20 protein-coding genes are annotated in these 25,087 nt (G+C 72.3%); 9 read left to right on the top strand and 11 right to left on the bottom strand.

Annotated elements, in window-relative coordinates:
- Nucleotide 1: 1 nt before the first annotated feature.
- Nucleotides 2-883: an SDR family oxidoreductase gene (locus ACFWA7_RS23445; protein WP_385824970.1), complete on the top strand. Its 882-nt coding sequence runs from the start codon at nucleotides 2-4 to the stop codon at nucleotides 881-883.
- 142 nt (nucleotides 884-1,025) lie between these two features.
- Here ACFWA7_RS23445 and ACFWA7_RS23440 read toward each other — a convergent pair whose 3' ends face one another.
- The gene (locus tag ACFWA7_RS23440) at nucleotides 1,026-1,496 is read right to left on the bottom strand and encodes a MarR family transcriptional regulator (protein ID WP_385546338.1); all 471 of its coding nucleotides are present in this window, start codon (nucleotides 1,494-1,496) and stop codon (nucleotides 1,026-1,028) included.
- 178 nt (nucleotides 1,497-1,674) lie between these two features.
- On the opposite strand from ACFWA7_RS23440, the gene ACFWA7_RS23435 reads away from it, so the two are divergent.
- A complete protein-coding gene (locus ACFWA7_RS23435) occupies nucleotides 1,675-2,082 on the top strand; it encodes a ribonuclease domain-containing protein (RefSeq protein WP_385824968.1) in 408 nt (135 codons plus the stop codon).
- 208 nt (nucleotides 2,083-2,290) lie between these two features.
- On the opposite strand, the gene ACFWA7_RS23430 is transcribed toward ACFWA7_RS23435, so the two are convergent.
- The 7 genes from ACFWA7_RS23430 to ACFWA7_RS23400 all read right to left on the bottom strand — a co-directional run bounded on the left by ACFWA7_RS23430 (nucleotide 2,291) and on the right by ACFWA7_RS23400 (nucleotide 9,298).
- Nucleotides 2,291-3,049 carry a GntR family transcriptional regulator gene (locus ACFWA7_RS23430; protein ID WP_385824966.1) on the bottom strand — a complete coding sequence of 253 codons (759 nt, stop codon included), beginning with the start codon at nucleotides 3,047-3,049 and terminating at the stop codon, nucleotides 2,291-2,293.
- A 38-nt stretch (nucleotides 3,050-3,087) separates the two neighbouring features.
- Nucleotides 3,088-3,738 carry an HAD family hydrolase gene (locus ACFWA7_RS23425; RefSeq protein ID WP_385824964.1) on the bottom strand — a complete coding sequence of 217 codons (651 nt, stop codon included), beginning with the start codon at nucleotides 3,736-3,738 and terminating at the stop codon, nucleotides 3,088-3,090.
- Nucleotides 3,735-4,793 (bottom strand): ABC transporter ATP-binding protein, encoded by a 1,059-nt coding sequence (locus ACFWA7_RS23420; protein ID WP_385824962.1) that lies wholly within the window; start codon nucleotides 4,791-4,793, stop codon nucleotides 3,735-3,737. The genes ACFWA7_RS23425 and ACFWA7_RS23420 overlap by 4 nt, the downstream gene beginning before the upstream one ends.
- Nucleotides 4,790-5,659: an ABC transporter permease gene (locus ACFWA7_RS23415; protein ID WP_385824960.1), complete on the bottom strand. Its 870-nt coding sequence runs from the start codon at nucleotides 5,657-5,659 to the stop codon at nucleotides 4,790-4,792. The genes ACFWA7_RS23420 and ACFWA7_RS23415 overlap by 4 nt, the downstream gene beginning before the upstream one ends.
- Nucleotides 5,647-6,549, bottom strand: a complete 903-nt coding sequence (locus ACFWA7_RS23410; protein WP_385824957.1) for an ABC transporter permease — start codon at nucleotides 6,547-6,549, stop codon at nucleotides 5,647-5,649. The genes ACFWA7_RS23415 and ACFWA7_RS23410 overlap by 13 nt, the downstream gene beginning before the upstream one ends.
- A gap of 8 nt (nucleotides 6,550-6,557) precedes the next feature.
- Nucleotides 6,558-7,727, bottom strand: coding sequence for an ABC transporter substrate-binding protein (locus ACFWA7_RS23405; RefSeq protein ID WP_385824955.1), 1,170 nt, complete (start codon nucleotides 7,725-7,727; stop codon nucleotides 6,558-6,560).
- A gap of 662 nt (nucleotides 7,728-8,389) precedes the next feature.
- Nucleotides 8,390-9,298: a hypothetical protein gene (locus tag ACFWA7_RS23400; RefSeq protein WP_385824953.1), complete on the bottom strand. Its 909-nt coding sequence runs from the start codon at nucleotides 9,296-9,298 to the stop codon at nucleotides 8,390-8,392.
- A 218-nt stretch (nucleotides 9,299-9,516) separates the two neighbouring features.
- Here ACFWA7_RS23400 and ACFWA7_RS23395 point away from each other — a divergent pair, with 218 nt between their 5' ends.
- Complete coding sequence (locus ACFWA7_RS23395; protein WP_385824951.1) at nucleotides 9,517-10,299, top strand: S1 family peptidase; 783 nt, start codon at nucleotides 9,517-9,519, stop codon at nucleotides 10,297-10,299.
- Nucleotides 10,300-10,781: 482 nt separating this feature from the next.
- Entirely contained in the window at nucleotides 10,782-13,850 is a 3,069-nt protein-coding gene (locus ACFWA7_RS23390; protein ID WP_385824949.1) for an endo-alpha-N-acetylgalactosaminidase family protein, read from the top strand.
- 50 nt (nucleotides 13,851-13,900) lie between these two features.
- On the opposite strand, the gene ACFWA7_RS23385 is transcribed toward ACFWA7_RS23390, so the two are convergent.
- Together ACFWA7_RS23385 and ACFWA7_RS23380 are read right to left on the bottom strand one after the other, a co-directional pair.
- The gene (locus ACFWA7_RS23385; RefSeq protein WP_385824947.1) at nucleotides 13,901-14,317 is read right to left on the bottom strand and encodes an enediyne antibiotic chromoprotein; all 417 of its coding nucleotides are present in this window, start codon (nucleotides 14,315-14,317) and stop codon (nucleotides 13,901-13,903) included.
- 57 nt (nucleotides 14,318-14,374) lie between these two features.
- A complete protein-coding gene (locus ACFWA7_RS23380; RefSeq protein WP_385824945.1) occupies nucleotides 14,375-16,126 on the bottom strand; it encodes a beta-galactosidase family protein in 1,752 nt (583 codons plus the stop codon).
- A 119-nt stretch (nucleotides 16,127-16,245) separates the two neighbouring features.
- Here ACFWA7_RS23380 and ACFWA7_RS23375 point away from each other — a divergent pair, with 119 nt between their 5' ends.
- The 5 genes from ACFWA7_RS23375 to ACFWA7_RS23355 all read left to right on the top strand — a co-directional run bounded on the left by ACFWA7_RS23375 (nucleotide 16,246) and on the right by ACFWA7_RS23355 (nucleotide 23,118).
- The gene (locus ACFWA7_RS23375) at nucleotides 16,246-17,133 is read left to right on the top strand and encodes a helix-turn-helix domain-containing protein (protein WP_385824943.1); all 888 of its coding nucleotides are present in this window, start codon (nucleotides 16,246-16,248) and stop codon (nucleotides 17,131-17,133) included.
- 11 nt (nucleotides 17,134-17,144) lie between these two features.
- Nucleotides 17,145-17,447, top strand: coding sequence for a chorismate mutase (locus ACFWA7_RS23370; protein ID WP_385537111.1), 303 nt, complete (start codon nucleotides 17,145-17,147; stop codon nucleotides 17,445-17,447).
- A 183-nt stretch (nucleotides 17,448-17,630) separates the two neighbouring features.
- Nucleotides 17,631-20,159, top strand: a complete 2,529-nt coding sequence (gene pepN / locus ACFWA7_RS23365) for an aminopeptidase N (RefSeq protein ID WP_385824940.1) — start codon at nucleotides 17,631-17,633, stop codon at nucleotides 20,157-20,159.
- 182 nt (nucleotides 20,160-20,341) lie between these two features.
- Nucleotides 20,342-21,709: a pyridoxal phosphate-dependent decarboxylase family protein gene (locus ACFWA7_RS23360; RefSeq protein WP_385824938.1), complete on the top strand. Its 1,368-nt coding sequence runs from the start codon at nucleotides 20,342-20,344 to the stop codon at nucleotides 21,707-21,709.
- Nucleotides 21,706-23,118: a lysine N(6)-hydroxylase/L-ornithine N(5)-oxygenase family protein gene (locus tag ACFWA7_RS23355; RefSeq protein ID WP_385537103.1), complete on the top strand. Its 1,413-nt coding sequence runs from the start codon at nucleotides 21,706-21,708 to the stop codon at nucleotides 23,116-23,118. The genes ACFWA7_RS23360 and ACFWA7_RS23355 overlap by 4 nt, the downstream gene beginning before the upstream one ends.
- Before the next feature lie 101 nt (nucleotides 23,119-23,219).
- Here the strand turns inward: ACFWA7_RS23355 and ACFWA7_RS23350 are convergent, their stop codons facing one another.
- Entirely contained in the window at nucleotides 23,220-25,028 is a 1,809-nt protein-coding gene (locus ACFWA7_RS23350; RefSeq protein ID WP_385824936.1) for a bifunctional metallophosphatase/5'-nucleotidase, read from the bottom strand.
- Between the last annotated feature and the right edge of the window lie 59 nt (nucleotides 25,029-25,087).

The following is a 25,087-nucleotide window of genomic DNA, read 5'->3' as shown; positions in this document are numbered from 1 at the left end:
TATGACGGACATCAGTGCGGGGCGGGTCGTCGTGGTGACCGGGGCGGGGCGGGGGCTCGGCCGTGCGCACGCCCTGGCGTTCGCGGCCGAGGGGGCGAAGGTCGTCGTCAACGACCTCGGCGTCGGCCTCGACGGCGCCCCCGCCCCCGGCAGCCCGGCCGGGCAGGTCGCCGCCGAGATCCGTGCGGCGGGCGGCGAGGCGGTCGCACACGGCGGGGACATCGCGACGGCGAAGGGCGCGGCCTCCCTGGTCGAAGCGGCCCTCGACCGCTTCGGCCGCCTGGACACGCTGGTGAGCAACGCGGGCTTCCTGCGCGACCGGATGCTGGTCAACCTCGACGAGGACGACTGGGACGCGGTCCTGCGGGTCCACCTCAAGGGCCACTTCCTGCCGCTGCGGGAGGCGGCGGCGCACTGGCGCGCCGAGTCCAAGGCGGGCCGCAGGCCGGTGGCCCGGGTCGTCCACACGACCTCGGGGGCGGGCCTGCTCGGCAGTGTGGGCCAGGGGAACTACGCGGCGGCCAAGGCCGGGATCGTCGGCCTCACGCTGGTGGCCTCGGCGGAGCTCGCGCGGTACGGCGTCCAGGTCAACGCGATCGCCCCGGCGGCGCGCACCCGGATGACCGAGCAGGTCTTCACCGGCCTCGCGGCCAAACCCGAGGACGTGTCACCGCTGGTGGTGTGGCTCGGCTCGGCGGCGAGCGAGGGCGTGACGGGCCGGGTCTTCGAGGCGGAGGGGGGCCGTATCACGGTCATGGAGGGCTGGCGCCCGGGCCCGACGGCGGACAAGGGAGCCCGCTGGACCCCGGCGGAGGCGGGCGAGACGGCGCGAAGGCTGCTGGGGGAGGCGGAGGCGCCGGGGGCGGTGTACGGGGCGGGGTGAGGGGGCGGGGAAGCCGCCGGCTGCGGCGGCGCGTCCCGCGCTGGGGCCCTGTCGTCACATTCCCGTCGCCGCGCGTCGGCCGTCGCCCGTCGCCCGTTGCCCGTCGCGCGTCGCGGGGCAGGCGGGAATGTGACGACAGGCCCTACGGCCCCAGCCGTGCCGCCGCCTCGCGCTGGAGCGTGCTGTTGCCGGCGAGGAAGCGGATCACGGTTTCCAGCTCCTCCGTCGTGAACTCCTCGCAGAAGTCCGCCACTTGATGGGACCAGTCCGCGAAGAACCGCTTCAGGCCGTCGATGTTCTCCCGGCGGATCTCGATGAGGACGCGCCGCTTGTCCGTGGGGTGCTTGGCGCGCCGTGCGAACCCCTTGGCCTCCAGGCGGTCGACGAGGCCGGTGACGGAGGCGGGGGCGAGGCCGGTGTGCTGGGAGAGTTCCTTCGCGGTGAGCGGACCGAACCGTTCCAGCAGATCGAGCGTCTTGGTCTCGGAGGCGCCCAGGCCTTGCCTTTCGGCGACCGCGGTGTGGAACATCACCGTGACGCCGCTGTGTTCGCGCGTCACGGAGACAAGATCTTCGACCGCCTTGGCGCGGTCGGCAGCGAGTCTGTGGTCCATGGCGGGAGAGAGTAGCAAGGCATTTAGTTCGCTTAAACGAAAGAATGGCCAAATTCTTTCCATGAGAGCAAAGAGCGGTAGACGCTTCCGTTACGGGCGGGTGCCGTAGGTTAACTCGTGGGAAATTCAACGGAATTGACGTTGACGGCCGCCGCTCTACGCGCGTCATCATGACCGCATGAGAATCCCCCCACGCATCACCACGCTCGGCGGAACAGTCACCCTCGCCGCCACCCTGCTCCTCGGCCCGGCCGCACTTCCGGCCACCGCGGCCACCGCGTCGACGGCGTCCGTCCGGAGCGTCGCCAGCATCTGCTACTCCGCCCTGCCCTCGCAGGCGTACGACACGCTGCGGCTCATCGACAAGGGCGGCCCGTTCCCGTACTCCCAGGACGGCGTCGTCTTCTCCAACCGCGAGCACGTGCTGCCGTCGGAGCCGAGCGGCTACTACCACGAGTACACCGTGAAGACGCCCGGCTCCCCGACGCGCGGCGCCCGCCGCATCGTCACCGGACAGCAGGGCGACGAGGACTACTACACCTCGGACCACTACGCGACGTTCGACCTGGTCGACCACGGCTGCTGAGCAACAGCGGGCGGACCCGGGCGGGCAGGAGCCTCACGAGCCGTTGAGAGCCTGCCTTTGAACCCCCGCCTGCGCCCCGACGCCCGGCACGCACGCTCGACGCACGGCGTCCCAGGACAGGTGGCTCCGCCACATGACCTGGGACGCCGCACGCCGATCGCACGCACCGACCGCCGCTGCGCCCGCCCTCCGGGCGGACGACGGGGGTTCAAAGGCAGGCTCTCAGGCTCCTGCCCATCGCCCTCGACCCCGACGAGTTCCGTACGGTGAACGCCACCGTGCCCGGCAGATAGCGGTCCTGGGACCACTCCAGCGGCAGGCCCGCCGGGTCGGTGGAGCGGCGGCGCTCGCGCAGCAGGCCGTCACCGGCCCGGCAGCCGAGCAGCTCCGCGTCGGCGGCGTCCGCCGGGACCACGTCGATCGTGTGCAGGGCGTCGCTGAACAGCACCCCGTGCGCCTCCAGCTCGTCGGCGTGGGAGGCGAGGCCCGGGTCCATCGCCGCCACCAGCTCACCCACCCGCTCCGGGTAGGTCGTGCGCTCCACCATCACCGGGGACCCGGAGAGCGTACGGACCCGAAGGACCCGGAAGATCCGCTCCCCGACCGGGAGCCGCAGGTGGTAGGCCTCCTCCTCGGTCGCCTCGCCCGGGTCTACCGCGACCGTCCGGCCGCCCGGCTCCTCGCCCTGCGAGCGCGCCCAGCGCGCGAACGACCGCAGCTCCTCGAAGCTCTGGAGCCGCGTCCCGCCCCCGCCGAGCACCACCCGCCGCGCCCCGCGCCGCGAGGTGACCAGCCCGTCGGCCCGCAGCGCGGCGAGCGCCTGGCGGACCGTGCCCCTGGACACACCGTAGGTACGGGCGAGTTCGTCCTCGGCGGGCAGCCGCGCCCCCGACCCGTACTCCCCGGCGGTGATGGCCGCCCGCAGATCGCCGGCCACCTTCCGGTACAGCGGCGCCTTGCCTGCCATCTCTCCCCGTCCCCGTTCCTGTCCCCGTCAACTGCCCGCTAGCGCACGCTGATCAGCGAGCGGAGCAACGTCAGATCAGCCTCCTCCAGACTAGCCAGCACGGTCCGGCCCGCCGCGGGCGCGATGGGTTCCATCGACGGCACCGCGAGCACCGCGCACCCCGCCGCCTCGGCCGACGCCACGCCCGTCACCGTGTCCTCGACGGCCACGCACCGTGAAGGCTCCGCGCCGAGCGCCGCTGCCGCCGCCAGATACGGATCGGGCGCGGGCTTGGTCCGTACGGTGTCCTCCGCCCCGTACACCGCGTCGAAGCGGTGCCCGGCCAGGAAGGCCGCGACCCGGTCGACGACCGCGCGCGGGGACGCCGACACCAGCGCGGTCGGCACCTGGTTGCGGCGCAGCACCGAAAGCAGCCGCAGCGCGCCCGGCCGGGGCTCGGCCCCGTCGGCGAGCCGCGCGGCGAACCCGTCGCCCAACTCGGCCGCAAGGGCGGCCTGTTGAATGCCGAGGGGCTCGTACAGCATCGTGGCGGTGTCCTCGACGGACCGTCCGTACACCGCCGTGCGCCCGGTGCCCACCAGCGCGTACCCGTGCCGGGCCGCGACCCGTTCGACGACCTCGACCCAGGCCCGCTCGGTGTCGACCAGGGTGCCGTCCATGTCGAAGAGCACCGCCCGCAGCCCGCTCACGCCTCCTCACCCGCCGCCGGCACCGGACGCCGCTGCGGCCGTACGGTCACGGCCGCACCGGCGCCGAACGCGCCCGCCGCGTGCGAGGGCAGATCAACCTTCACCTCGGTGCCGTCCGCGAGGCGGACGCGCAGCCGGGTGCTCGCCCCGTGGAAGGAGCTGCCGGTGACGAGGTCGGGGCCGTCCGCCGACACGTCGAGCGCCTCGGGGCGCACCAGGAACGCGGTGGCACCGGCCGCCGGACCGTCCACGGGAAGCGTGACGCCGAGGACCTCCGCCTGCCCGTCCGGGGCGAGGCGCCCCGGGATCCGGTTCATGGTGCCGATGAAGGACGCCACGAAGGCGGTCGCCGGACGGTCGTACAACTCGGCCGGGGTGGCGCACTGCTCCAGCCGCCCGCCGCGCATCACCGCGACCCGGTCGGCCATCGACAGGGCCTCCTCCTGGTCGTGCGTGACGAACACGGTGGTGATCCCGAGCTCCAGCTGGAGCCGCCGGATCTCCTCGCGCAGATTCACCCGCACCTTGGCGTCGAGCGCCGAGAGCGGCTCGTCGAGCAGCAGCAGCCGGGGCCGCAGGGCGAGCGCCCGGGCCAGCGCCACGCGCTGCTGCTGACCGCCGGAGAGCTGGTGCGGAAAGCGCCCGCCGTGGTCGGGCAGACCCACCAGTTCCAGCAACTCGGCGGCGCGCGAACGCCTTTCGGCCGCCGCTACCTTGCGCATCCGCATCCCGAAGGCCACGTTGTCGGCCGCGGTCAGATGCGGGAAGAGGCTGTACGACTGGAAGACCATCCCGGTGTCGCGCCGGTTGGCCGGGACCGGCACGATGTCCTCGCCGTCGAGCAGCACCTGACCGGAGTCGGGCTTCTCGAAGCCCGCGAGGACCCGCAGCGCCGTGGTCTTGCCGCAGCCCGACGGGCCGAGCAGGGCGAGGAGTTCACCGGGTGCGACATCGAGGTCGAGCCCGTCGAGCGCGACGGCGGAGCCGAAGGTGCGGCGCAGCCCCCGGATCCTCAGGGCGGTCCCGGTACGCGCAGGTGCGTCGGTGATCGTCACGCGCCCGCCTCCTTCTTGGTCTTGTCACTGCGGGGGGCACGCGCCGAACGGGCGGCACGCGTACGGAAGACGGCGGTCAGGGCCAGCAGCAGTACCCAGGTCAGCACCAGACTGAGCAGCGATACGGCCACGGACAGCTGGGCGTCGGAGCCGGACGCCTGCACGATCCACACCGCGAACGGCCGGAACCCGAGCAGCTGCGCCACCGTGAACTCGCCGAGCACCAGCGCGAGCGCCAGGAACGAGGCGTTGAGCAGCGCGGTGCGCAGATTGGGCAGGACGACCGAGACGATCGCCCGGGGCCAGGAGGCGCCCAGGTCGCGGGCGGCCTCGACGAGCGTACGGACGTCGACGGCCCGCAGCCCCGCCTCCAGCGAGCGGTAGACGAACGGCAGCGCCATCACCACGTACGCGAGGACCAGCACGATCGGGAAGTCCGGGTCCTGCACGGCGACGAACGTCTCGTACAGCGGAGTGCTGGCGAGGTGGTCGGGCCCCCACTTCAGCACGGTCCCGATCCCGGCGACCAGCGCGACCGGCGGCACCACCAGCGGCAGTGTGCAGACCACTTCGAGCACCGCCCGCAGCCGCCCCGAGCCCGAGATCCGCACCGCGAGCGCGGCCGGGAGCGTCAGAAGCAGCGCGAGGGCGACCGTGGTGAGCCCGAGGCCGAGGGAGAGCAGCAGGGCGGTGCTGAAGCCGTCGGCGGAGAAGATCTGCGTGTACGAATCAAGGGTGAACCCCTGACCGGGCACATCCACCGTGAAGACAAGAGCCGCGATCAGCGGAACCAGGAAGTAGAGCCCGGCGGCGCCGAGGACGACACCGCGCCACGGGCGCATCCCGGCCGGGATCAGGCGAGCCATCGGGCGCTCCTTCGCTGCAGCGGCAGATGGACGGCCATGACGAGCGCCGCGACCAGGACCATGTCGAGGCTGAGGGCGAGCGCGACGTTCTCCTGGCCGATCAGGACGTTGCCGGAGAGCGCGTCCGCGATCTGGAGCGTCACCAGCGGCACCGAGCTGCCGACCATCGCGGCGGCCGTGGCGTACGCGGCGAAGGCGCTGCCGAAGAGCAGCACGAACCCGCCGAGCAGGGTCGGCAGCAGCACCGGGATGCCCACGTGCCGCCAGTACTGCCAGGCGCCGGCACCGGAGTTGAGCGCGGCCTCGCGCCACTGCGGCCGCAGCCCGTCGAGGGCGGGAGCGACGGTGAGAACCATCAACGGCACCAGAAAGTACAGATAAGTAAGGGTGAGACCCCAGAAGCTGTAGAGGCTCCACCCGTGCCGGCCGAGGCCGAGGCGGGTGGTGAGCACCCCGGCGTTGCCGAGGGTCGCGACGAAGGCGAACGCCAGCGGCACACCGCCGAAGTTGGCGAGCACGCCGGACGCGGTGAGCACGGCCTCGCGCAGAGCCCGGCCGCGCGAGGTGACGACGGCCTGGGCGAGCAGCAGCCCGAGCACCGAGCCGATGGCCGCGGTGACGGCGGCCAGCTTGAGGCTGCCGAGGAGCGCGGTGCGGTAGGCGCCGTGCAGGGACTGGTCGAGGTTGCCGAGCCCGTACGAGCCGCTGACGGTGAGCGCGCCGTTGAACATGGCGACGGCGGGGAGCCCGAAGGCGAGGGCCACGAAGGCCAGCAGGGGCAGGGCGGCGAGCCAGGACCCGGGGGCCCTGAGGCCCCGCCGCCGGGGACGGCGCACGTCGGTCGCGGCGCCGGCCCCCGACGAGGAGGAGGTGATGAGTGACGAGGTCATGGATCAGGTCAGCCCGAGATCGCCTTGGCCCAGCCCGCGGCGAGGACCTGCTTGGCCTTGGCGCTCTGCGCCTCGGACGGGAACTTCGGGGTGCCCGCGACCTTGGGCAGCGCGGCCGCGGCGGCCTTGTCGAGCGAGCCGTCCTGCTCCATGGCGGTCATGAGCGCGGGACGGGCGTGCCCCTTCAGCCACAGGTTCTGCCCCTCGGCGGAGTACAGGTACTCCTGCCACAGCCGGGCGGCGGCGGGGTGCGGCGCATCCTTGTTGACGGCCTGGGAGTAATACTGCGCGTAAACGCCGTCCCCCGGCACAGCGACCTTCCAGTCCAGCCCCTTGCTCCTGAACTCCTCCCCGTACCCGGCGTTGAGATAGTCCCAGTCGATACTGATCGGGGTCTCACCCTTCTCGACGGTGGCCGGGGTGGACTCGACGGGGTTGTAGTTCCCGTTCTTCTTGAGCTTGCCGAAGAAGTCGAGACCGGGCTGGATGTCGTCGAAGGACCCGCCGGAGGCGAGGGCGGCGGCATAGACACCGGCGAAGGCCGAACCCGACTTGGTCGGGTTGCCGTTGAGCGCGACCTGCCCCTTGTACTGCGGCTTCAGCAGATCGGCGAAGGTCTGCGGGCACTCCTTGACGCGCTTGGCGTCACAGCCGATGGAGACGTAGCCGCCGTAGTCGTTGAACCAGCGGGCCTGCGCGTCCTTCTGCCCCTCGGCGATCTTGTCGTACGCGGTCACCTTGTACGGGGCGGTCAGCCCCTGCTGGGCCGCGGCCTGCGCGAACGAGGCACCGAGGTCGAGCACGTCCGGGGCGCGGTCCTGGCCCTTGCGGGTCCTGACGGCGTTGATCTCGTCCTGGCTGGTCCCGTCCGGGTTCTCGACGGCGACCTTGATCCCGTACTTCTTCTGGAACCCGTCGATGAGGGCCCCGTAGTTGGCCCAGTCGCGGGGGATGGCGATGGCGTTGAGCGTGCCTTCCTTCTTGGCGGCGGCGATGAGGGCGTCCATCCCACCGGCCTCGGCGGCGGACCCGGCGGCCGCGACGGAAACCCCGCCGCCCTTCCCGCCCGAGTCGACGTTCTTGGCATCGCTCTTCGCGCCACAGGCGACAAGGGCGAACGCGGACGCGGTGAGCGCGAGAGCGATACCGGTGGTGCGGATACGGGGGGCGGTCGTCACGAGGGCTCCATGAGGGGCGAGGTTGTACAGCCAACTGTTGTACAGACAACTCCTTCATTACGGGGGTGGGGTGTGACGCGGTGGTGAACGTGGGGCGTCGGGGAGGGCGGGTAGGGGCGAATTTCGGCCGGGCCGGTGGGTGATGGCTGATTTACGGGTTCACCTGCGGGTGGGTGGCCGGTTGCATTCGGCTGCGGGCCCGGTGGGGGCTGGTCGCGCAGTCCCCCGCGCCCCTCCTTGGCCCGGCGTTCGTCTGCGGGTCGGTTGTGGTTGCTCGCGCAGTTCCCCGCGCCCCTTTGGGCCCGGGGCTTGTCTGCGGGCCGGCTGTGGTTGCTCGCGCAGTTCCCCGCGCCCCTAAAGGCAGGCAGAGGGGGGCCCGGCCACGTTTCAGCCCCTCCGGCGTGCGAGGAACGAGCGTCCGCACATCCAGGCCCTCCGGCGTTGGAGGAGCGGGGGCGGGGAGCGAAGCTCCCGCCCTTCAGGGGCGCGGGGAACTGCGCGACCAGCCCAAGACGGCCCGCAGACGAACGGAGACCCGGGGCGGAGCCCAGGTAACCCACCCACCCCCGCGCCGGGATCCGGGGCGGAGCCCCGAAGCGGGGGTCCGGGGGCGTAGCCCTCGGGAAACGAGCCTCAACCCCCACCCACCCCCCCGGTGGGGGCTACGTGTCGCAGGTCAGTACCGCCCCGCACACCCCGCACCGCACCCGCACCCTCCCCCGAACCCCCACCCGATTCCGCTGCCCACACGTCGGGCACGAGAAGCACACCCGCAGCGAGGACCCCTCCCCCTCGAAGGAGTACGGCGCCCCCGCCGACCCCCGCGCACCCCGCCGGTCCCGCGCGTACCGCCGGCGCCCCGCCCACCCCGCCGCCACCAGCGGCGGCTGCTGCTCGTCGAGCCGGGCGCGGGCGAGCCCGGCCCGGTACGCGGGGTACGCCTGCGGGCTGGTGAACCACGGCGACGGGTCCTCGCCGAACACCGCCGCCCGCTTCGCCAGTACGTAACCGAACTCCTCCGGCGTCAGGTACCCCAGCTTCTGGCTGGACACCCCGTCCTCCCGGAAAGCGTCGAGCAGCAGCCACCCCGCCCCCAGATACGTGGTCGCCGTGTCCGTGAGGATTTCGTTGTCCCGCGTCCCCGGGAACTCCAGCCCGAGCCGGTGCAGCAGCACATGCGTGATCTCGTGTGCGAGGGCCGCCCCGATGTCCCGCCGGTGGCGCCGGAAGCGGTCGTTGAGCTCGATGAAGTACTCGGGCCCCGCGGCCAGTTCGACCGATGCCGCGTGCCGCATCTCGCGGAACCCGACGATCATCCGGGCCTCCGGCAGATGGAGGTGCTGGACCAGCGACCGGGCCACCCGCTGGGCGCCCAGATGGAGGTCGTCGTGGTCGGCGAAGGCCACGTCGGCGGGGAGGACGCTCGTCGCGTACCCCTGGATCCCGTCGGACGACAGCCGCCGGTACAGCGCGGTGATCGCCGCCCGCACGGTCTCGATGTGCGGATACCCGTGGACGACCGGACTGGAGCCGTGACCGGCCCCGGACCCGGCCGCGTTCGTATGGGCCACGCTGTCACCCCCGTACGACGGTGAGCCGGCCTCCACTGTACGAGGGATCCGCGGCACCCCGCCTTCGTACACATGGCCGGAAAGTCATCCTTGTTGGGCGCCCGGGGGGCTCCGATAATCCACAACACGCGCATTGACGCGCCCATGTCATCCCAGTGGCGCGCCGGGGCGCGGAGACGTTCACTCCCCACGCTCAACCCCCCACGAAAGGCAGTCCCTTGAAGAACACCCTCGTGCGTGCGCTCAAGAGATGCATAGCCGTCGCGGCGGTCACCCTCGCCGCGTTCACCCTCCAGCCCGCCACGGGAGCCTCCGCGTCCCCGGCGCCCGTGGTCGGCGGAACCCGGGCCGCCCAGGGCGAGTTCCCGTTCATGGTCCGCCTCTCCATGGGCTGCGGCGGCGCCTTCTACACCCAGCAGATCGTCCTCACCGCCGCCCACTGCGTGGACGGCTCCGGCACCAACACCTCCATCACCGCGACCGCGGGCGTCGTCGACCTCCAGAGCGGCAGCGCCGTCAAGGTGAAGTCGACCAAGGTGCTCCAGGCGCCCGGCTACAACGGCAAGGGCAAGGACTGGGCGCTGATCAAGCTCGCCAAGCCGGTCAACCAGCCCACCCTCAAGATCGCCACCACCACCGCGTTCAACAACGGCACCTTCACCATCGCCGGCTGGGGCGCCCGCAGTGAGGGCGGCGGCCAGCAGCGCTACCTCTACAAGGCGACGGTCCCGTTCGTCTCCGACGCGCAGTGCCAGCAGGCGTACGGCAGCGACCTCGTCCCGAGTGACGAGATCTGCGCGGGCTACGTCCAGCAGGGCGGCGTCGACACCTGCCAGGGCGACTCCGGCGGCCCCATGTTCCGCAAGGACAACAACGACGCCTGGATCCAGGTCGGCATCGTGAGCTGGGGCCAGGGCTGCGCCGAGCCCGGCTACCCGGGCGTCTACAGCGAGGTCTCGACCTTCGCCGCCGACATCGCGAAGGCCGCGGCCACCCTCTAGCGCTCCGCTCGCACCGCACGGCTCCTCCCGGCCGGGCGCCCCGAATGTGCGGGCGTCCGGCCCAATCCGGCCATATGTGAACATGCCGATCACGGTGTCCTCGACGATGTCTTCGACGGCCCCCTCCGCCCTGGAGGCGGTGGACCGGCACGACCCGGACGTCCTGCTCCTCGACATTGGCCCGGGGGCTGCCTGCGGTCCCGGTGGGGGCTGGTCGCGCAGTTCCCCGCGCCCCTTCTCCGCCCGGTATCCGTCTGCGGGTTGTGTGTGGCCGAGCGCGCAGTTCCCCGCGCCCCGGTAGGCGACCCCGGACCGGGGTGAGTTCTCGGGGTGCGGCTCCGCCGCGTGGGCGCGGCCGGCCGCGCACAACCCGCAGTCGAACACTTAGTCCAACACCCCCCTCCCCTTTGTCCATGGGCGTACCCACACCTCCCGGCCCATCGTGACCTGGCACGAGACCCCGTCACGAGGAGGAAGCCGGCGTGAACGCTGAAGTACGCGGACCGAAGCGGAGGACGGTGGTGGCGGCCACCGCGCTGGCCGGGGCCGGGGTCGCGCTGGGGGCGCCCGGGACCGCGCTCGCCGCCGGGGAGAGCGCCATCCGCTCGCGCGACCTGGAGGTGCTGGTCGACGCCGCGTTCCCGCGCATCGTCTCGTACACCGACCGCGCGACCGGCGCGAAGCTGTACGGGCAGCAGGAGCCGGTCGCGAGCGTGCTGGTCGACGGGGTCGCCCACACGCCGCGGGTCACCGCGCGGACGGGCCGGGACCGGGCCGCGTACACGCTCGCCTTCGACGGCGGCACCGAGATCGGCGTGGAGATCCGTGTCGAGGGGCACCGCGTCGACTGGCGGGTGACCCGGATCGACGACACCGCGGCCCTGCGCGTGGGAACCCTCCAGATCCCCGGCCTCGCCCTGCTCTCCGTGCGCAGCGACCAGCCGGGCGCGGCGCTGCTCGCCGCCCGGATCCAGCTGGACAAGGCGAAGAGCGGAGACACGCTCGTCCGGGTCGCCGCGGACACCGCCCCGGACGCGGCGCCGGTCGGCTGTGCGTACGCGGTGGTCGCGCACGACGGGCTCGGCGGGGCCGTCGAGACCAACACCGTCTACGACAAGCCCGACAGCGCGGCCGGAACCACCTGGGAGAACGGGCGGCTGTGGCGCCAGACCCTCAAGCGCGACGGATACGTCGAGGCGCGGCTCGTCCCCGGCCAGTGGACGCACCGGGCCGCCACCGCCGCCGTGCGGGACACCGAGCCGCTGCCGTACGCCACCGTGATCGTCACCGGTGACCGCGACGGAGACGGCACCGTCGACTGGCAGGACGCGGCCATCGCGTTCCGCGACATCATGGTCAGCCCGCTCGGCGCCGACGAACAGCATCTGCGGGTCGTCCCGCACATCCCGTTCAACTTCGCCTCGCAGGCGACCAACTCGTTCCTGGCCACCCTCGACAACGTCAAGCGGATCTCGCTCGCCACCGACGGCCTGCGCCAGTACACACTGCTCAAGGGCTACCAGTCCGAGGGCCACGACTCGGCCCACCCCGACTACGCGGGCAACTACAACGAGCGCGCGGGCGGCATCGAGGACCTCAACCACCTGGTCCGCGAAGGGAAGAAGTGGAACAGCGACTTCGCCGTCCACGTCAACGCCACCGAGTCCTACCCCGTCGCCCACGCCTTCTCCGAGACGCTCGTCGACAAGGCGAACGAGCAGTGGGACTGGCTCGACCAGTCGTACCGCATCGACCAGCGCCGCGACCTGGTCTCCGGTGACATCGCGCGGCGGTTCGCCGCGCTGCGCCGCGACGCGGACCCGGCGCTGGGCGCCGTCTACATCGATGTGTTCCGCGAGTCGGGCTGGACCTCCGACCGCCTCCAGCGCGCCCTGCGCGACCAGGGCTGGCTGGTCACCTCCGAGTGGGGCCACGGCCTGGAGCGCTCCTCGCTCTGGTCGCACTGGGCCAACGAGACCGACTACGGCGGCGACACCTCGCGCGGTATCAACTCCCGGCTGATCCGCTTCATCAGGAACCACCAGAAGGACGTCTTCGCCGACAAGTGGCCGACGCTGCTCGGCCATGCCCGTATGGGCAACTTCGAGGGGTGGGTCGGAAAGACCGACTGGACGGCGTTCTACGAGCTGATCTGGACACGGACGCTGCCCGCCAAGTACCTCCAGGCGTATCCGATCCGGCGCTGGGACGAGCACGAGATCACCTTCTTCGGACCCGGAGCCACCTCGGTCTCCGACGCCGACGGCACCCGCCGGATCACCACGGACGCGCGCGTGGTGTACGACGGCGGCGCCTATCTGCTGCCCTGGGAGCCCCGCCGCGCGGCCGACCCGGCCAAGCTCTACCACTACAACCCGGCCGGTGGCACGACCAGTTGGCGGCTGCCGCGCGGCTGGTCCGGGGCCCGCACGGTGGCCCTGTACCGGCTCACCGACCAGGGCCGGGCGTACGAGCGCGAGCTGCCGGTCCGCTCCGGCACGGTCACCATCGAGGGCGCGGCGGCCGGGCAGCCCTATGTCGTCCTGCGCGAGCGCGCCCGGAACCGGGACCCGCGCTGGGGCCAGGGCACCGGGCTGTACGACCCCGGCTTCCACTCCGGCTCCCTGAAGGGCTGGACGGTCAGCGGCCCCGCGTCCGTACGCCGCAGCGCACTCGGTGACTACGAGCTGGTGTTCGGCGCGGGCGCGGCGGCCTCGGCCGGACAGCGCCTGACCCGCCTCGCGCCCGGTACGTACGCCGCGTCCGTGCAGGTCGAGGTGGGCGAGCGGGCGGGGGAGCGGCGCGTCGCGGCCCTGGAGGTGCGCACCGCCGACGGTGTGACCGCGCGCAACTGGACGGCGACCTCCACGGCGGGCAACTACGTCGCCGCCGACCGCAAGCACGGCACCCGCTTCCAGCGGATGTTCACCCACTTCACGGTCCCCGAGGGCGGCGGCCCCGTCGAGCTGGCCCTGTGCGCGGAGGCGGGGGAGGCCCGGGTGCGGTTCGACAACGTACGGGTCGTGGCGGCCCGGCCCACCGCCAAGGAGGGCGCGCTGGTCTACGAGGACTTCGAGAACGTGCCGCAGGGCTGGGGCGTCTTCGTCAAGGGCGACGCGGGCGGCGCCACCGACCCCCGCACCCACCTCGCGCAGCGGCACGCCCCGTACACCCAGCGAGGCTGGAACGGGAAGGCGGTCGACGACGTGATCGACGGCGGCCAGTCGCTGAAGTCGCGCGGCGAGAACGACGGCCTGGTCTACCGGACCGTGCCCTTCACCGTCCGGTTCCTCCCCAGTAAGCGCTACCGCGTCGGCTTCCGATATGAGAGCGAGAAGGCCGGCCAGTACGCGTGGATCACGGCCGTCGACGAGGGCGCGGGGACGCGCGAGCTGAGCCGCGAGGTGTTCGGGACGGCGACCGGGCCGACCGCGTACGTCCACGAGTTCACGGCCCCCGCGACCGGCGAGGCGTGGGTCGGGCTGCGCAAGACCGGTGACGACGGCACGGCGGAGTTCACACTGGACGCGTTCGAGGTGACGGAGCTGTAGGAGCGGCCGCCCCGCCCCGTGAGCGGGCGGGGCGGGCGTTGCCCACGCGCTCAGTTGAAGGAAATGTTCTGTACCGTGTTGCCCGTGGTCTGCTCCCAGGCCGTGATGTTGCACTGCACGGCGGCACAGTCCACGTTGATCTCCTGGCCCGTGGACCAGTCCTTGGCGGTGAAGGCCTTCTTGACGTCGAGCGACACCGATATCGCGCCGTCGGCGTCGGCGGTGAGGTACGTGACGTCGCTGGAACAGACGGTGGCGGAGGCGCACTCGCCCACGTTCACGGCGGCGCCGGGCGTGTAGCCGGAACCGGTGACCGAGACCGTCTGGCCGTCGGAGAGGCCGCTGCTCGGCGTGACCGAGATCGCGGTCGCGGCGGACGCGGGAGTGGCGAGCAGCACGGTCGCTGCCACGGCGGCTCCGGAGGCGGCCAACCTGGCGATGCGGGATCGGGTGATGAGATCCTTCATGTCAACCTCACCGTGTGCGTCGGGAAAGGGAATGCGCTTTCTTCGCGCGCTTCGAGGCTAGTGGAACGTCACTTCCGGACCCGTTGAGTCCTCAACCTCAAGTTCCCACACCCACACCACGTTGGCTTGATCCCGCAGCACCGCTCCGGGGACGTACAGGGACTGCTGTGGTCCGGTGGACCAGTAGCGTCCGAGACTGAAGCCGTTCACCCAGACGAAACCCCGGACCAGGCCGTGGAGTTCGAGACGGGCGTGCCCCGGAACCGGGGCGTCGAAGGTGCCTCGAAACAGCCCCCGGCCCCCCTCCGCGGTTGAACGGAACGGGAGCCGCCGCACCCGCTCGGGGTCCTCGAACGCGTCGAGCCGCAGCCCGCGTGCGCGTACGCCGTGCAGGAACTGCCGTTCGTGCAGCACCCCGACGGTGATCCCCTTGTGTTCGGCGAGCGTCGGCCCGTAGTTGACGCGCCCCAGCGACTCCACCCACAGCTCGACCACGGCGGGCCCCGCCACCGGCTCCGGCAGCACCGCGTCGTCCTCGGTGAGCACCCCGGCCCGCACCCCGTCGACGTATACGACCGCCCGGTCCCGCAGCCCGAGCACCCGCAGCGGATACGGCTGCCGGGGCCCGGGCACCTCGAACCGGTAGCGCACCACACCCCGGTCCACGTCCAGCTCCTCGAACGTCGGCGGCGTCCCGTACACCCCCTCCGCCGACCCCAGCGCCTCCAGTACGTCCTCGGCCGCCACCCACTCCGTCAGCGGCACGGTGACCGGGGCGCCCAACACCGGTGGGGCGGGCGGGAGTTCCGGGAGCGGCCGCTGCGCGTACTCGGCGAGCACCTCGCGGAACGCCCAGAACTTCGGCGTCGGGCGGCCGTACTCGTCGATGGGCGCGTCGTAGTCGTACGACGTGACGTCCGGCCGCAGCGTGCCCAGATGCGCCTCGCCGTCCCGGTTGGCGCCCGCCCACCCGGCGAAGCTGGTGCCGCCGTGCGCCATGTAGAGGTTGACGGAGGCGCCGCACTCCAGGATCTCCCGCAGCGCCCCGGCCGCCTCGCGCGCGTCCCGCACCACCGGCTCCGCGCCCCAGTGCTCGAACCAGCCGCACCAGAACTCCATGCACATCAGCGGCCCCTCGGGGCGGTGGCGGCGCAGCACCCCGAAGGCTTCGAGGGCGCCCGAGCCGAAGTTCGCGGTGGCGAGCACACCCGGAAGGGAGCCGCCGGTCAGCATGTGGTCCTCGGGGCCGTCGGAGGTGCACAGCGGGACGGTCACGCCCAGTTCGGCAAGGAGGTCCGCGAGCGCCCGCAGATACACCCGGTCCGAGCCGTAGCTGCCGTACTCGTTCTCCACCTGCACCATGACCACCGGGCCGCCCCGGTCGGCCTGGCGCGCCGCGACCTGCGGCAGCAGCGCCCGGAACCAGCGCTCCACGTGCCGCAGATACTCCGGGTCCCGGGTGCGCACCCGCCGCCCGAGCGTGCCCGTCAGCCAGTGCGGAAGCCCGCCGTTCTCCCACTCGGCGCAGATGTACGGGCCGGGGCGCACGATCGCCCACAGCCCGGCGGCGTGCGCGGCGTCCAGGAAGCGGCCCAGCGCGTCCGGGTCCCGGTAGCGGCCCGGGGCCGGCTCGTGCAGGTTCCACGGCACGTACGTCTCGACGCAGTTCAGCCCCATCGCCCGCAGCATCGCGAGCCGGTGGCCCCACTGGGACTCGTGCACCCGGAAGTAGTGCAGCGCCCCCGAGAGCAGCCGCACCGGCCGCCCGTCCAGCAGAAAGTCCTCGTCACCCACGGTGAAGTCAGCCACTGGCCCCGCCCGTCTCTCGATCTCCCGGGGTCAGCCTCGCCCCTGGCGCGGGCGCCGGTCCATGGACAAAGATCGGCGCTGATTGGACGCAAAGGGGGACGGGAGGCGGTGGAACCGGTATGTACCACACCTGGATGCGCTATTTCACGCCGAGCCCGGTCCACCACCGGCTCGGCCTGGTCTGCCTGGGCGTCGGGATGCAGCACGGCGCGCTGCCCACCGTCGGGCCGCGCACCCTGGACCACCACGTCGCCGTGGTGATCGGCGCGGGCGGCGGCTGGTTCCGGGGCGCGGACGGGGAGCGCCTCACCGTGACCGCGCCCGCGCTGATCTGGCTCACCCCGGGCGTGCCGCACCACTACGGGCCCGACCCGGCCACCGGCTGGGACGAGTCGTTCGTCGACTTCACCGGGCCCGCGACCGCCACGTACACCGAGCTCGGCTACATCGAACCCGAGCGGCCCGTCGTGCCGCTCGCCGACACCGCGGGCGCCCGGGCCGCCGTCGGCCGGATCGCACGGGCGGCCCGCCGGGGCAACCCGCTCCTGGAGGTCGAGACGGGCGCCGCCGTCCACGAACTCCTCGTCGCCCTGCGCCGTGCCCGCGCCGATCTCGCGCCCGACGGCGACCCCGTCCTGCAGGCGCTCGCGCGCGACGCCTTCCAGCCGCTGTCGGTGGCTGAGCACGCCGCCCGGCACGGTATGACCCCCGCCGAGCTGCGCACGGCGGTGCGCCGGGGCGCGGGGTGCAGCCCCAAGGACTACCTCCTGGGCATCCGGCTCGGCCGCGCCAAGGAACTGCTCGCCGCCACCGAGCTGCCGGTCGCCGCCGTGGCCCGCCGGGTGGGCTACGACGACCCCGCGTACTTCTCACGCCTGTTCACCCGGCGTGTCGGCACCGCGCCGGTCCGCTTCCGCGAGCAGCAGAGCCGGTCCGTCCCCGGCGGCTGGAGCAGCAGGATCCCGGATCCTGAACACCCTCCGACGATCCCGGGCCCGGCCACGTAAGCTCGACGACCATGACCACGATCGACCCCTCCGTGCAGGCGGAGCTCGCCCGGCTCCGGGACAGCATCGACAACATCGACGCGGCCGTCGTCCATATGCTCGCCGAGCGCTTCAAGTGCACCCAGCAGGTCGGCCACCTCAAGGCCGAGCACAAGCTGCCGCCGGCCGACCCGGCCCGCGAGGCCGAGCAGATCGACCGGCTGCGCCGCCTGGCGGAGAACGCCAAGCTGGACCCGGCCTTCGCCGAGAAGCTCCTGACCTTCATCATCGCGGAGGTGATCAGGCACCACGAGACGATCGCCAAGTCGTCGTGACGGGGGCCTGTGGCATCGAAGCGGGAGAGCGGCGCCCGCGACGCGGCCGACCCGGGTGCCCGCACCACGGGCCCGCACCGCGTCCGGGGCACCATCCCGCCGCCGCGCGCCCGGGCGCCCTGCGCTGAGAGCGCAACGCATTCCCCGTGTGCGGACCGGGGCGCATCGGGCAGCATGGCCTCCATGTCCGTACTGACGCGCGACGAAGCGCAGACCCGTGCCCGGCTCCTCGACGTCCAGCGGTACGAGATCGAGCTCGATCTCACCACCGGCGAGGAGACCTTCGACTCCCAGACCGTCATCCACTTCACCGCACGCGCGGCCGGGGACACGTTCGTCGAGGTCAAGCCCGCCACCCTGCGCTCGGTCAGCCTCGACGGACAGCCACTGGACCCCGCCGCACTGGTCGGGAACCGCCTCGCGCTCACCGGTCTCGCCGAAGGCCCGCACGAGCTGCGCGTCGAGGCGGAGATGACGTACTCGCACACCGGCGAGGGGCTGCACCGCTTCACCGACCCGGTCGACGGCGAGACCTACACGTACACCCAGCTCTTCATGGAGGACGTGCAGCGCGTCTTCGCCGCCTTCGACCAGCCCGACCTGAAGGCCGCCTTCGACCTCACGGTCACCGCGCCCGCAGGCTGGACCGTGCTGGCCAACGGCATCACCGAGCAGCAGGGCGACGGCCGCTGGAAGGCCGCCACCACCCCGCTGCTCTCCACCTACTTCGTGGCGCTCGCCGCCGGCCCCTGGCACTCGGTGACCACCGAGCACGCGGGCCTGCCCTTCGGCCTGCACTGCCGCCGCTCGCTCGCGCCGTACCTGGACGCCGACGCCGAGGAACTCTTCGAGATCACCCGGCAGTGCTTCGACCGCTACCACGAGAAGTTCGACGAGCCGTACCCGTTCGACTCGTACGACCAGGCCTTCGTGCCCGAGTTCAACGCGGGCGCGATGGAGAACCCGGGCCTGGTCACCTTCCGCGACGAGTTCATCTACCGCTCCGCCGTCACCGACACCGAGCGCCAGACCCGCGCCATGGTCGTCGCGCACGAGATGGCCCACATGTGGTTCGGCGACCTGGTCACCCTGCGCTGGTGGGACGACATCTGGCTGAACGAGTCGTTCGCCGAGTACATGGGCTACCAGACCCTCACCGAGGCCACCCGCTTCACCGACACCTGGGTGGACTTCGGGATCGTCCGCAAGGCCTGGGGGTACGACGCCGACCAGCGGCCCTCCACCCACCCCGTCGCCCCCGACCCGGCCGCCGTGCCCGACACCGCCTCCGCGATGCTCAACTTCGACGGCATCTCCTACGCCAAGGGCGCGTCCGCACTGCGCCAGCTGGTGACCTGGCTGGGCGAGAAGGACTTCCTCGCGGGCATCAACACCCACTTCAAGCGGCACAAGTTCGGCAACGCCACGCTCGCCGACTTCATCGACAACCTCGCCTCCGCCACCGACCGCGATGTGCACGCCTGGGCCGACAAGTGGCTGCGCACCACCGGCGTGGACACGCTGACGTCGGTGGTCGGGGAGGACGGCGGCTCCTGGACGCTCGCCGTCGAGCAGGACGGGGACCGGCCGCACCGGATCGCCGTCGGCGCGTACGACACCGACCCGGCGCGCCCCGGGCAGCTGGTGCTGCGCGAGCGCTTCGAGACCGACGTGCCCGGCGCCGAGCCGGTGACCCGCACCGGCGCGCGCCCCGCGCTCGTGCTCCTCAACGACGGCGACTTCAGCTACGCCAAGGTGCGCCTGGACGCCGAGTCGTGGCAGACGGCCCTGCGCTCCCTCTCCGGACTGCCCGACCCTTCTCCAAGCTCTCAACTGCGTTCGAGCAGGGGAGGCCCCATTGCCCGAGCCGTCGTCTGGAACGCCGCCCGCGACATGGTCCGCGACGGCCAGCTCCCGCCCGCCGCCTACCTGGAGGCGGCCCGCGCCCACCTCCCGCACGAGTCGGACCTGGCCATCGTGCAGGGCGTCCTCACCTTCGCCCGCGGCCAGGTGGCCGACCGCTATCTCGCGGACGGCGCGCGCCCCGCCGCGCTCGCGCTCCTCGGCGAGCTGACCCGGGACCTGATCCGGCGCACCGAGGACGGCGACAACCCGGGTCTGCGCCTCACCGCCGTCCGCCACTTCATCGACTGCGCCGCCCAGCCCCACACCATCCAGGAGTGGCTGGCCGACGGAAGCGTCCCCGGCGGCCCCGAGCTCGACCCGGAGCTGCGCTGGCGCGTCCTGTACCGGCTCGCGGTGCTGGGGGCGACCTCCGGGGCGGAGATCGCCGCCGAGCTGGCGCGCGACCCCAGCGCGACGGGCGAGGAGGGCGCGGCCCGCTGCCGCGCCGCGCTCCCGGACGCGCCCGCGAAGGCGGCCGCGTGGGCCGCGATGTTCGAGGGCGACGCGCTCTCCAACTACCTGTTCACGGCGACCGCCCAGGGCTTCTGGCAGCCCGAACAGGCCGACCTCGTACGGGAGTACGTGACGCGCTTCTACGTCGACGCGGTCCCGCTGGCCGCCCGGCGCGGCCCCGCGATCGCGGAGGCGGCGGGCCGCTACGCCTTCCCGGACTTCGCGGTCGACGCGGAGACGGTGGCCCTGGGCGAGGAGTGCCTGTCCCGCGACGACCTCCTCCCGGCCCTGCGGCGCAAGCTGACCGACCAGGTCGACGACCTGCGCAGGGCGCTGGCGGTACGGAACGCCTGACCCGGGCCGCCGCACGACGGCCCCGGAGGTGGCGTGCTCATACCAGCGCGCCACCCACCAACACCCCGCCTCCGGGGGCCAGTACCACTTTCGGGTTGAGATCGTTGTGCAGGGCAGCCTCACCGCGCCGGAACGCTCCACGCTGGTGAGGCCGTCGTTCGCGCACCCGAAGGACTCCCCCCATGCACACCCCGCCCCTCGCCGGCGGCCCCACCGGCCCCGCCGCCCTGCACCCCCTCCTCGGCGTCGTCCTGGACGCGCTGCGCGAGGGCGCGGTGGCCCGGGGCGGGCCGCTGCCGGGCGGCGGGCCGGAGGCGGTGGCCGTGCGGGTCGGGGCCGCGGTCGGGGAGGCGTTCCCATCACGGGGCACCAGTGCCGAGGAAGCGCTGACCACGCTGGTCCGGGCACTCGCGGAAGGCGCGGCCGACCCCGCCGACCCCCGCTGCGCCGCCCATCTGCACACCCCGCCGCTGGCCCTCGCCGCAGCCGCCGACCTCGCCGCCTCCGCCCTCAACCCGTCGCTGGACTCCTGGGACCAGGCCCCCGCCGCCGCCGGGCTCGAAGCCCTCGTCACCCGGGCGCTGGCCGCCGAGTTCTGGCCCGGCGGCGACGCGCTGGTCACCAGCGGCGGCACCGAGTCCAACCAGCTCGCCCTCCTGCTCGCCCGCGAACGGCACGGCTCCGTCCAGGTCGTCCAGGGCGCCAACGCCCACCACTCCATCTCCCGCGCCGCCTGGCTCCTGGGCCTCCCCGAGCCGGTCACCGTCCCCGCCCCCTCCGGCACCCTCGACCTCGCCGCGCTCGACGACGCCCTCACCGACCCGCACCACCACCAGGTCCTGGTCACCGCCACCGCGGGCACCACCGACACGGGCGCCGTCGACCCGCTCCCCGAGATCGCCGCCCTGTGCACCCGGCACGGCGCCGAGCTGCACGTCGACGCCGCGTACGGCGGCCCGCTGATCTTCAGCGACACCCACCGCACCAAGCTGCGCGGCCTCGAACACGCCCACTCCGTCACGCTCGACCTGCACAAACTCGGCTGGCAGCCGGTCGCCGCCGGGCTGCTCGCGGTCCCCGACCCGGCCCGCCTCGCCCCGCTCGCGCACACCGCCGACTACCTCAACGCCGATGACGACACCGAAGCGGGCCTGCCCGACCTCCTCGGCCGCTCCCTGCGCACCACCCGCAGACCGGACGTACTGAAGATCGCCGTCACGCTCCGCGCCCTCGGCCGCACCGGCCTCGCCGAGCTCGTCGACCGCACGCTCGCCCTCGCGTTGACCTTCGCGGACCTCGTCGAGGAACACCCCCGTCTCGACCTGTACGAGCGCCCCACGATCTCCACCGTCCTGTTCCGCCCGACGGGCGCCACCGACGACGAGGTCGCCGGGATCCGCCGCGCCCTGCTCACCGAAGGCCGGGCCGTCCTCGGCAGGGCCCGCGCCGGCGGGCGCCTCTGGCTCAAGGCCACCCTGCTCAACCCCCACACCACCACCGGCGACCTGGCACAGCTCCTCAAGACCGTGGAAGGCAGCATCCCGCGATGACCGCACCGGCACCCGTCCAAGACATCGACCGTCCGCACGACCTGGTGGGCATCGGAGTGGGCCCGTTCAACCTCTCGCTCGCCGCCCTCGCCCACGGTGTGCCCGGCGGACTCTCGGCCGCCTTCTACGAACAGCGCCGCGCCTTCCACTGGCACCCCGGCCTGCTCATCGACGGCGCCACCCTCCAAGTGCCGTTCCTGGCCGACCTGGTGACCCTCGCCGACCCCGCCAGCCCCTGGTCGTTCCTCAACTACCTGCGCCACCGGGAGCGGCTCTTCCCGTTCTACTTCGCCGAGCGCTTCCACATCCAGCGCACCGAGTACGACGCGTACTGCCGCTGGGTCAGCGAGAGCCTGCCCGGAATGCACTTCGGACACCAGGTGGACGCGGTGCGCTGGAACCCCGAACGGGAGGTGTTCGAGGTCGACTTCACCCAGCTCGACATCCACGGCCAGGCCGAGGCCCTCGGCCGTGCCTTCGCCCGCAACCTGGTCCTCGGCGTCGGCACCGAACCGTACGTACCGGAGCCGCTCAAGCCGCTCGCGGACGCACCCGCGGTGCCGGTGATCCACTCGGCCGACTACCTCGACCACCGCGAGCGGTTCCTCGCCGCCGACCACATCACCGTCGTCGGCTCAGGCCAGTCCGGCGCCGAGGTCTTCCTCGACCTGCTGCGCAACCGCCCGGCGGGCCGCGAGCGCATCACCTGGCTCGCCCGCACCGAGACCTTCGCGCCGATGGAGTACTCCAAGCTGGGCCTGGAGCACTTCACCCCCGACTACACGCGCTACTTCCACGCCCTGACCGAGCCCGTCCGCGACGAGCTGGTGCCCCGCCAGTGGCAGCTCCACAAGGGCATCGACGCGGACACCATCGCCGCCATCCACGACGAGCTCTACCGCCGCACCCAGCACGGCGGCTGGCCCGACGCGACCCTCACGCCCGGGGTCAGCGTCCGCACGGCGGGCCGCGTCGCCACCACCAAGGTCGAGCTGCACCTGGAACACGCGCAGCAGGGCGTGCGCTCCCGGCTCACCACCGACGCGGTGATCCTCGCCACCGGCTACCGGGAGCGCCCCCTGGCCCGCATGCTGTCCGGCCTCGACCCGTATATGCGCCTGGACTCCTCCGAACGCCCGCGCATCGACGCCGACTTCCGCCTGGTCCTGGACAGCTCGGTCACGGGCGCGGTGTACGTCCAGAACGCCGAGAAGCACACGCACGGCGTGGGCGCCCCCGACCTGGGCCTGGCGGCCTGGCGCAGCGCGGCGATCCTGAACTCCCTGACGGGCAAGGAGCCGTACCCGCTGCCGCAGCGCACGGCATTCACCACGTTCGGCCTGACCAAGCCACAGGAAGCCCACCCGGCACCGAGGGCACCGGGCGGCTTGATCCCCTTGGAGGGCTGACCCCGCACCCCTTGAGGGACATCGGCCCAGGGGCGCGGGGCTGTGTCAATGTGCGGCTCCGCCGCGTGGGCGCGACCAGCCCCCGCCGCCCCGCAGACGAACTACGGGAAGACAGGCGCCCCGTCCCGGACCAGCTTCCAGTCCACAGAAGCAAACGCGGCGGGGTCGACAACACCCTTCCCCTTCACCCACGAGATGATCGTGTTACGGATCTCCTCGGAGTTCGCCCACAACTGCTTCGCGCCCGCGACATGCGGGAAGTTGCCCCCGCCGTTCGCACGGTAGTTGTTGACGGCCAGCACGAACTGCGCGGCCGGATCCAGCGGCTTGCCCTGGAACGCGAGGTTCGAGATCCGCGCCCCCGCCGGCTTCGCGATGTCGATGTCGTACGTCAGCCCCGACACCGCGTCGTAGTTGTAGTCGGGCGTGTTGTCGGCGTTCGTCAGCTTCGACGTGTCGACGGGCGCCCCGGCAGCCGTCTGGACGTAGTACCGCGCCGAGAACTCCAGGTAGTCCTTGAGCTGGGCGCCGGTCAGAAGCCGCGCCTCCAGCGTGTTCTCGAAGGGGTAGAGCCCGGCCGCGTCCTTGATGGTGACCTGGCCGGACGGGATGACGGCCGTGCGTGAGAAGCAGGACGCCTGCGACAGCACCGGCAGGGCCGCGTAGGCGCCGCCCGCGAGCGCCGCCTTCACCGTGTCCACCTGCACCGCGTTGATCAGGTCGATGATCGGCTCGTCCTTCCAGGCCGCCTCGGCGGTGGTCATCGCCGCCTTCGACGTGCCGATGACCTGGTTGACGTACGCCACGACCTTCTTGTGCTCGTCGGAGAGCAGCCGGACGATCTTCGGGTCCTCGACAGCGGCACTGGAGTTGAGGACCTTGGAGCCGGCCTTCTCGACCGCCCAGTGGCCCTTCTCCCACACCAGGTCGAAGTCGAAGACGGTCAGCCGCTGCCCCCACTTCAGCGGCTCGGACAGTACGACGTCCTTGCCGGTCTGCTTGTTCTTCACCCGGTACTCGGGGATCTCCACGTGCGCGTGTCCGACCAGGATCGCGTCGATCCCCGGCACCTGCTCGGCCACCAGCGCGGCCGCGTTCTCGATGTACGGAAGCTGGTCGCCGTACGACGAGGTGCCGGAGGAGCCCGAGTGGGCCGCCACGATCACCACATCGGCGCCCATCGAGCGCAGCTTGGGCACCCACTTCGCGGCCTGCTCCTCAAGGCCGGGGAAGACCATCTTGCCGCTGACGTTGGCCTTGTCCCAGATGGCGATGCCGGGGTTGGTGAGACCGAGGATCGCGACCCGGACGTCCCGCCCGTGCGGGGTGCACAGCCGCTTGATGACATACGGCTGGAAGGCCGGCTTCAGCGTCTTGGCGTCCAGAGCGTTGGCGCCGAGCAGCGGGAAGCGGCACTGCTCCTCGAACTTGCGCAGCACCGGGATGCCGTAGTTGAACTCGTGGTTGCCGAGGGCGGCGGCGTGGTAGCCGATGGCGTTCATGGCCTGCGCCATCGGGTGCACCGGGCCGTGCTTGGCCGTGATCGGGTCGACCTTGGCGTAGTAGTACGACAGCTGGGTCCCCTGGATGGTGTCACCCGCGTCGATCATCAGGGTGTTGTGGCGGCCCTTCTCCTTGCGGACCTGCTCGACGAGCGTGGAGATCTTGGCGAGGCCGATGTCGTTGTGCGCCTTGTCGTCGAACTCCTTGTCCGTGAAGTAGTCCCAGTTGAAGACGTTGCCGTGCAGATCGGTGGTGCCCATGACGCTGAACGAGTACCGCTTCGGCGCACGGCCGTGGCCGTGCCCCTGCTCATGGGCCTCGGCGGGAGCCGCGACACCCCCGACTATGGCCGCACCGGCTCCGGCGGCGGCCGTGGTGCCCAGGAACGTCCTACGGTTCAGCGGCATGTGATGCACTCCCTGACGGTGTGTTACGCGCGTAGACGTACGCGACGCGCGTAGAAGGT

Source organism: Streptomyces sp. NPDC059994, assembly GCF_042737755.1.
Classification (GTDB): Bacteria; Actinomycetota; Actinomycetes; order Streptomycetales; family Streptomycetaceae; genus Streptomyces.
Note: the sequence above shows the minus strand (reverse complement) of the source record. Positions and strands in the feature narration are given on the sequence as shown.

Excerpts from the sequence above, each read along its gene's own strand:
- ACFWA7_RS23440 (WP_385546338.1), bottom strand. The coding sequence starts at position 1,496 with ATGGACCACAGACTCGCTGCCGACCGCGCCAAGGCGGTCGAAGATCTT.
- ACFWA7_RS23350 (WP_385824936.1), bottom strand. The coding sequence starts at position 25,028 with ATGCCGCTGAACCGTAGGACGTTCCTGGGCACCACGGCCGCCGCCGGA.
- ACFWA7_RS23415 (WP_385824960.1), bottom strand. The coding sequence starts at position 5,659 with ATGGCTCGCCTGATCCCGGCCGGGATGCGCCCGTGGCGCGGTGTCGTC.
- ACFWA7_RS23355 (WP_385537103.1), top strand. The coding sequence starts at position 21,706 with ATGACCGCACCGGCACCCGTCCAAGACATCGACCGTCCGCACGACCTG.
- ACFWA7_RS23430 (WP_385824966.1), bottom strand. The coding sequence starts at position 3,049 with ATGGCAGGCAAGGCGCCGCTGTACCGGAAGGTGGCCGGCGATCTGCGG.
- ACFWA7_RS23385 (WP_385824947.1), bottom strand. The coding sequence starts at position 14,317 with ATGAAGGATCTCATCACCCGATCCCGCATCGCCAGGTTGGCCGCCTCC.
- ACFWA7_RS23370 (WP_385537111.1), top strand. The coding sequence starts at position 17,145 with ATGACCACGATCGACCCCTCCGTGCAGGCGGAGCTCGCCCGGCTCCGG.
- pepN (WP_385824940.1), top strand. The coding sequence starts at position 17,631 with ATGTCCGTACTGACGCGCGACGAAGCGCAGACCCGTGCCCGGCTCCTC.
- ACFWA7_RS23360 (WP_385824938.1), top strand. The coding sequence starts at position 20,342 with ATGCACACCCCGCCCCTCGCCGGCGGCCCCACCGGCCCCGCCGCCCTG.
- ACFWA7_RS23435 (WP_385824968.1), top strand. The coding sequence starts at position 1,675 with ATGAGAATCCCCCCACGCATCACCACGCTCGGCGGAACAGTCACCCTC.
- ACFWA7_RS23375 (WP_385824943.1), top strand. The coding sequence starts at position 16,246 with ATGTACCACACCTGGATGCGCTATTTCACGCCGAGCCCGGTCCACCAC.
- ACFWA7_RS23410 (WP_385824957.1), bottom strand. The coding sequence starts at position 6,549 with ATGACCTCGTCACTCATCACCTCCTCCTCGTCGGGGGCCGGCGCCGCG.
- ACFWA7_RS23445 (WP_385824970.1), top strand. The coding sequence starts at position 2 with ATGACGGACATCAGTGCGGGGCGGGTCGTCGTGGTGACCGGGGCGGGG.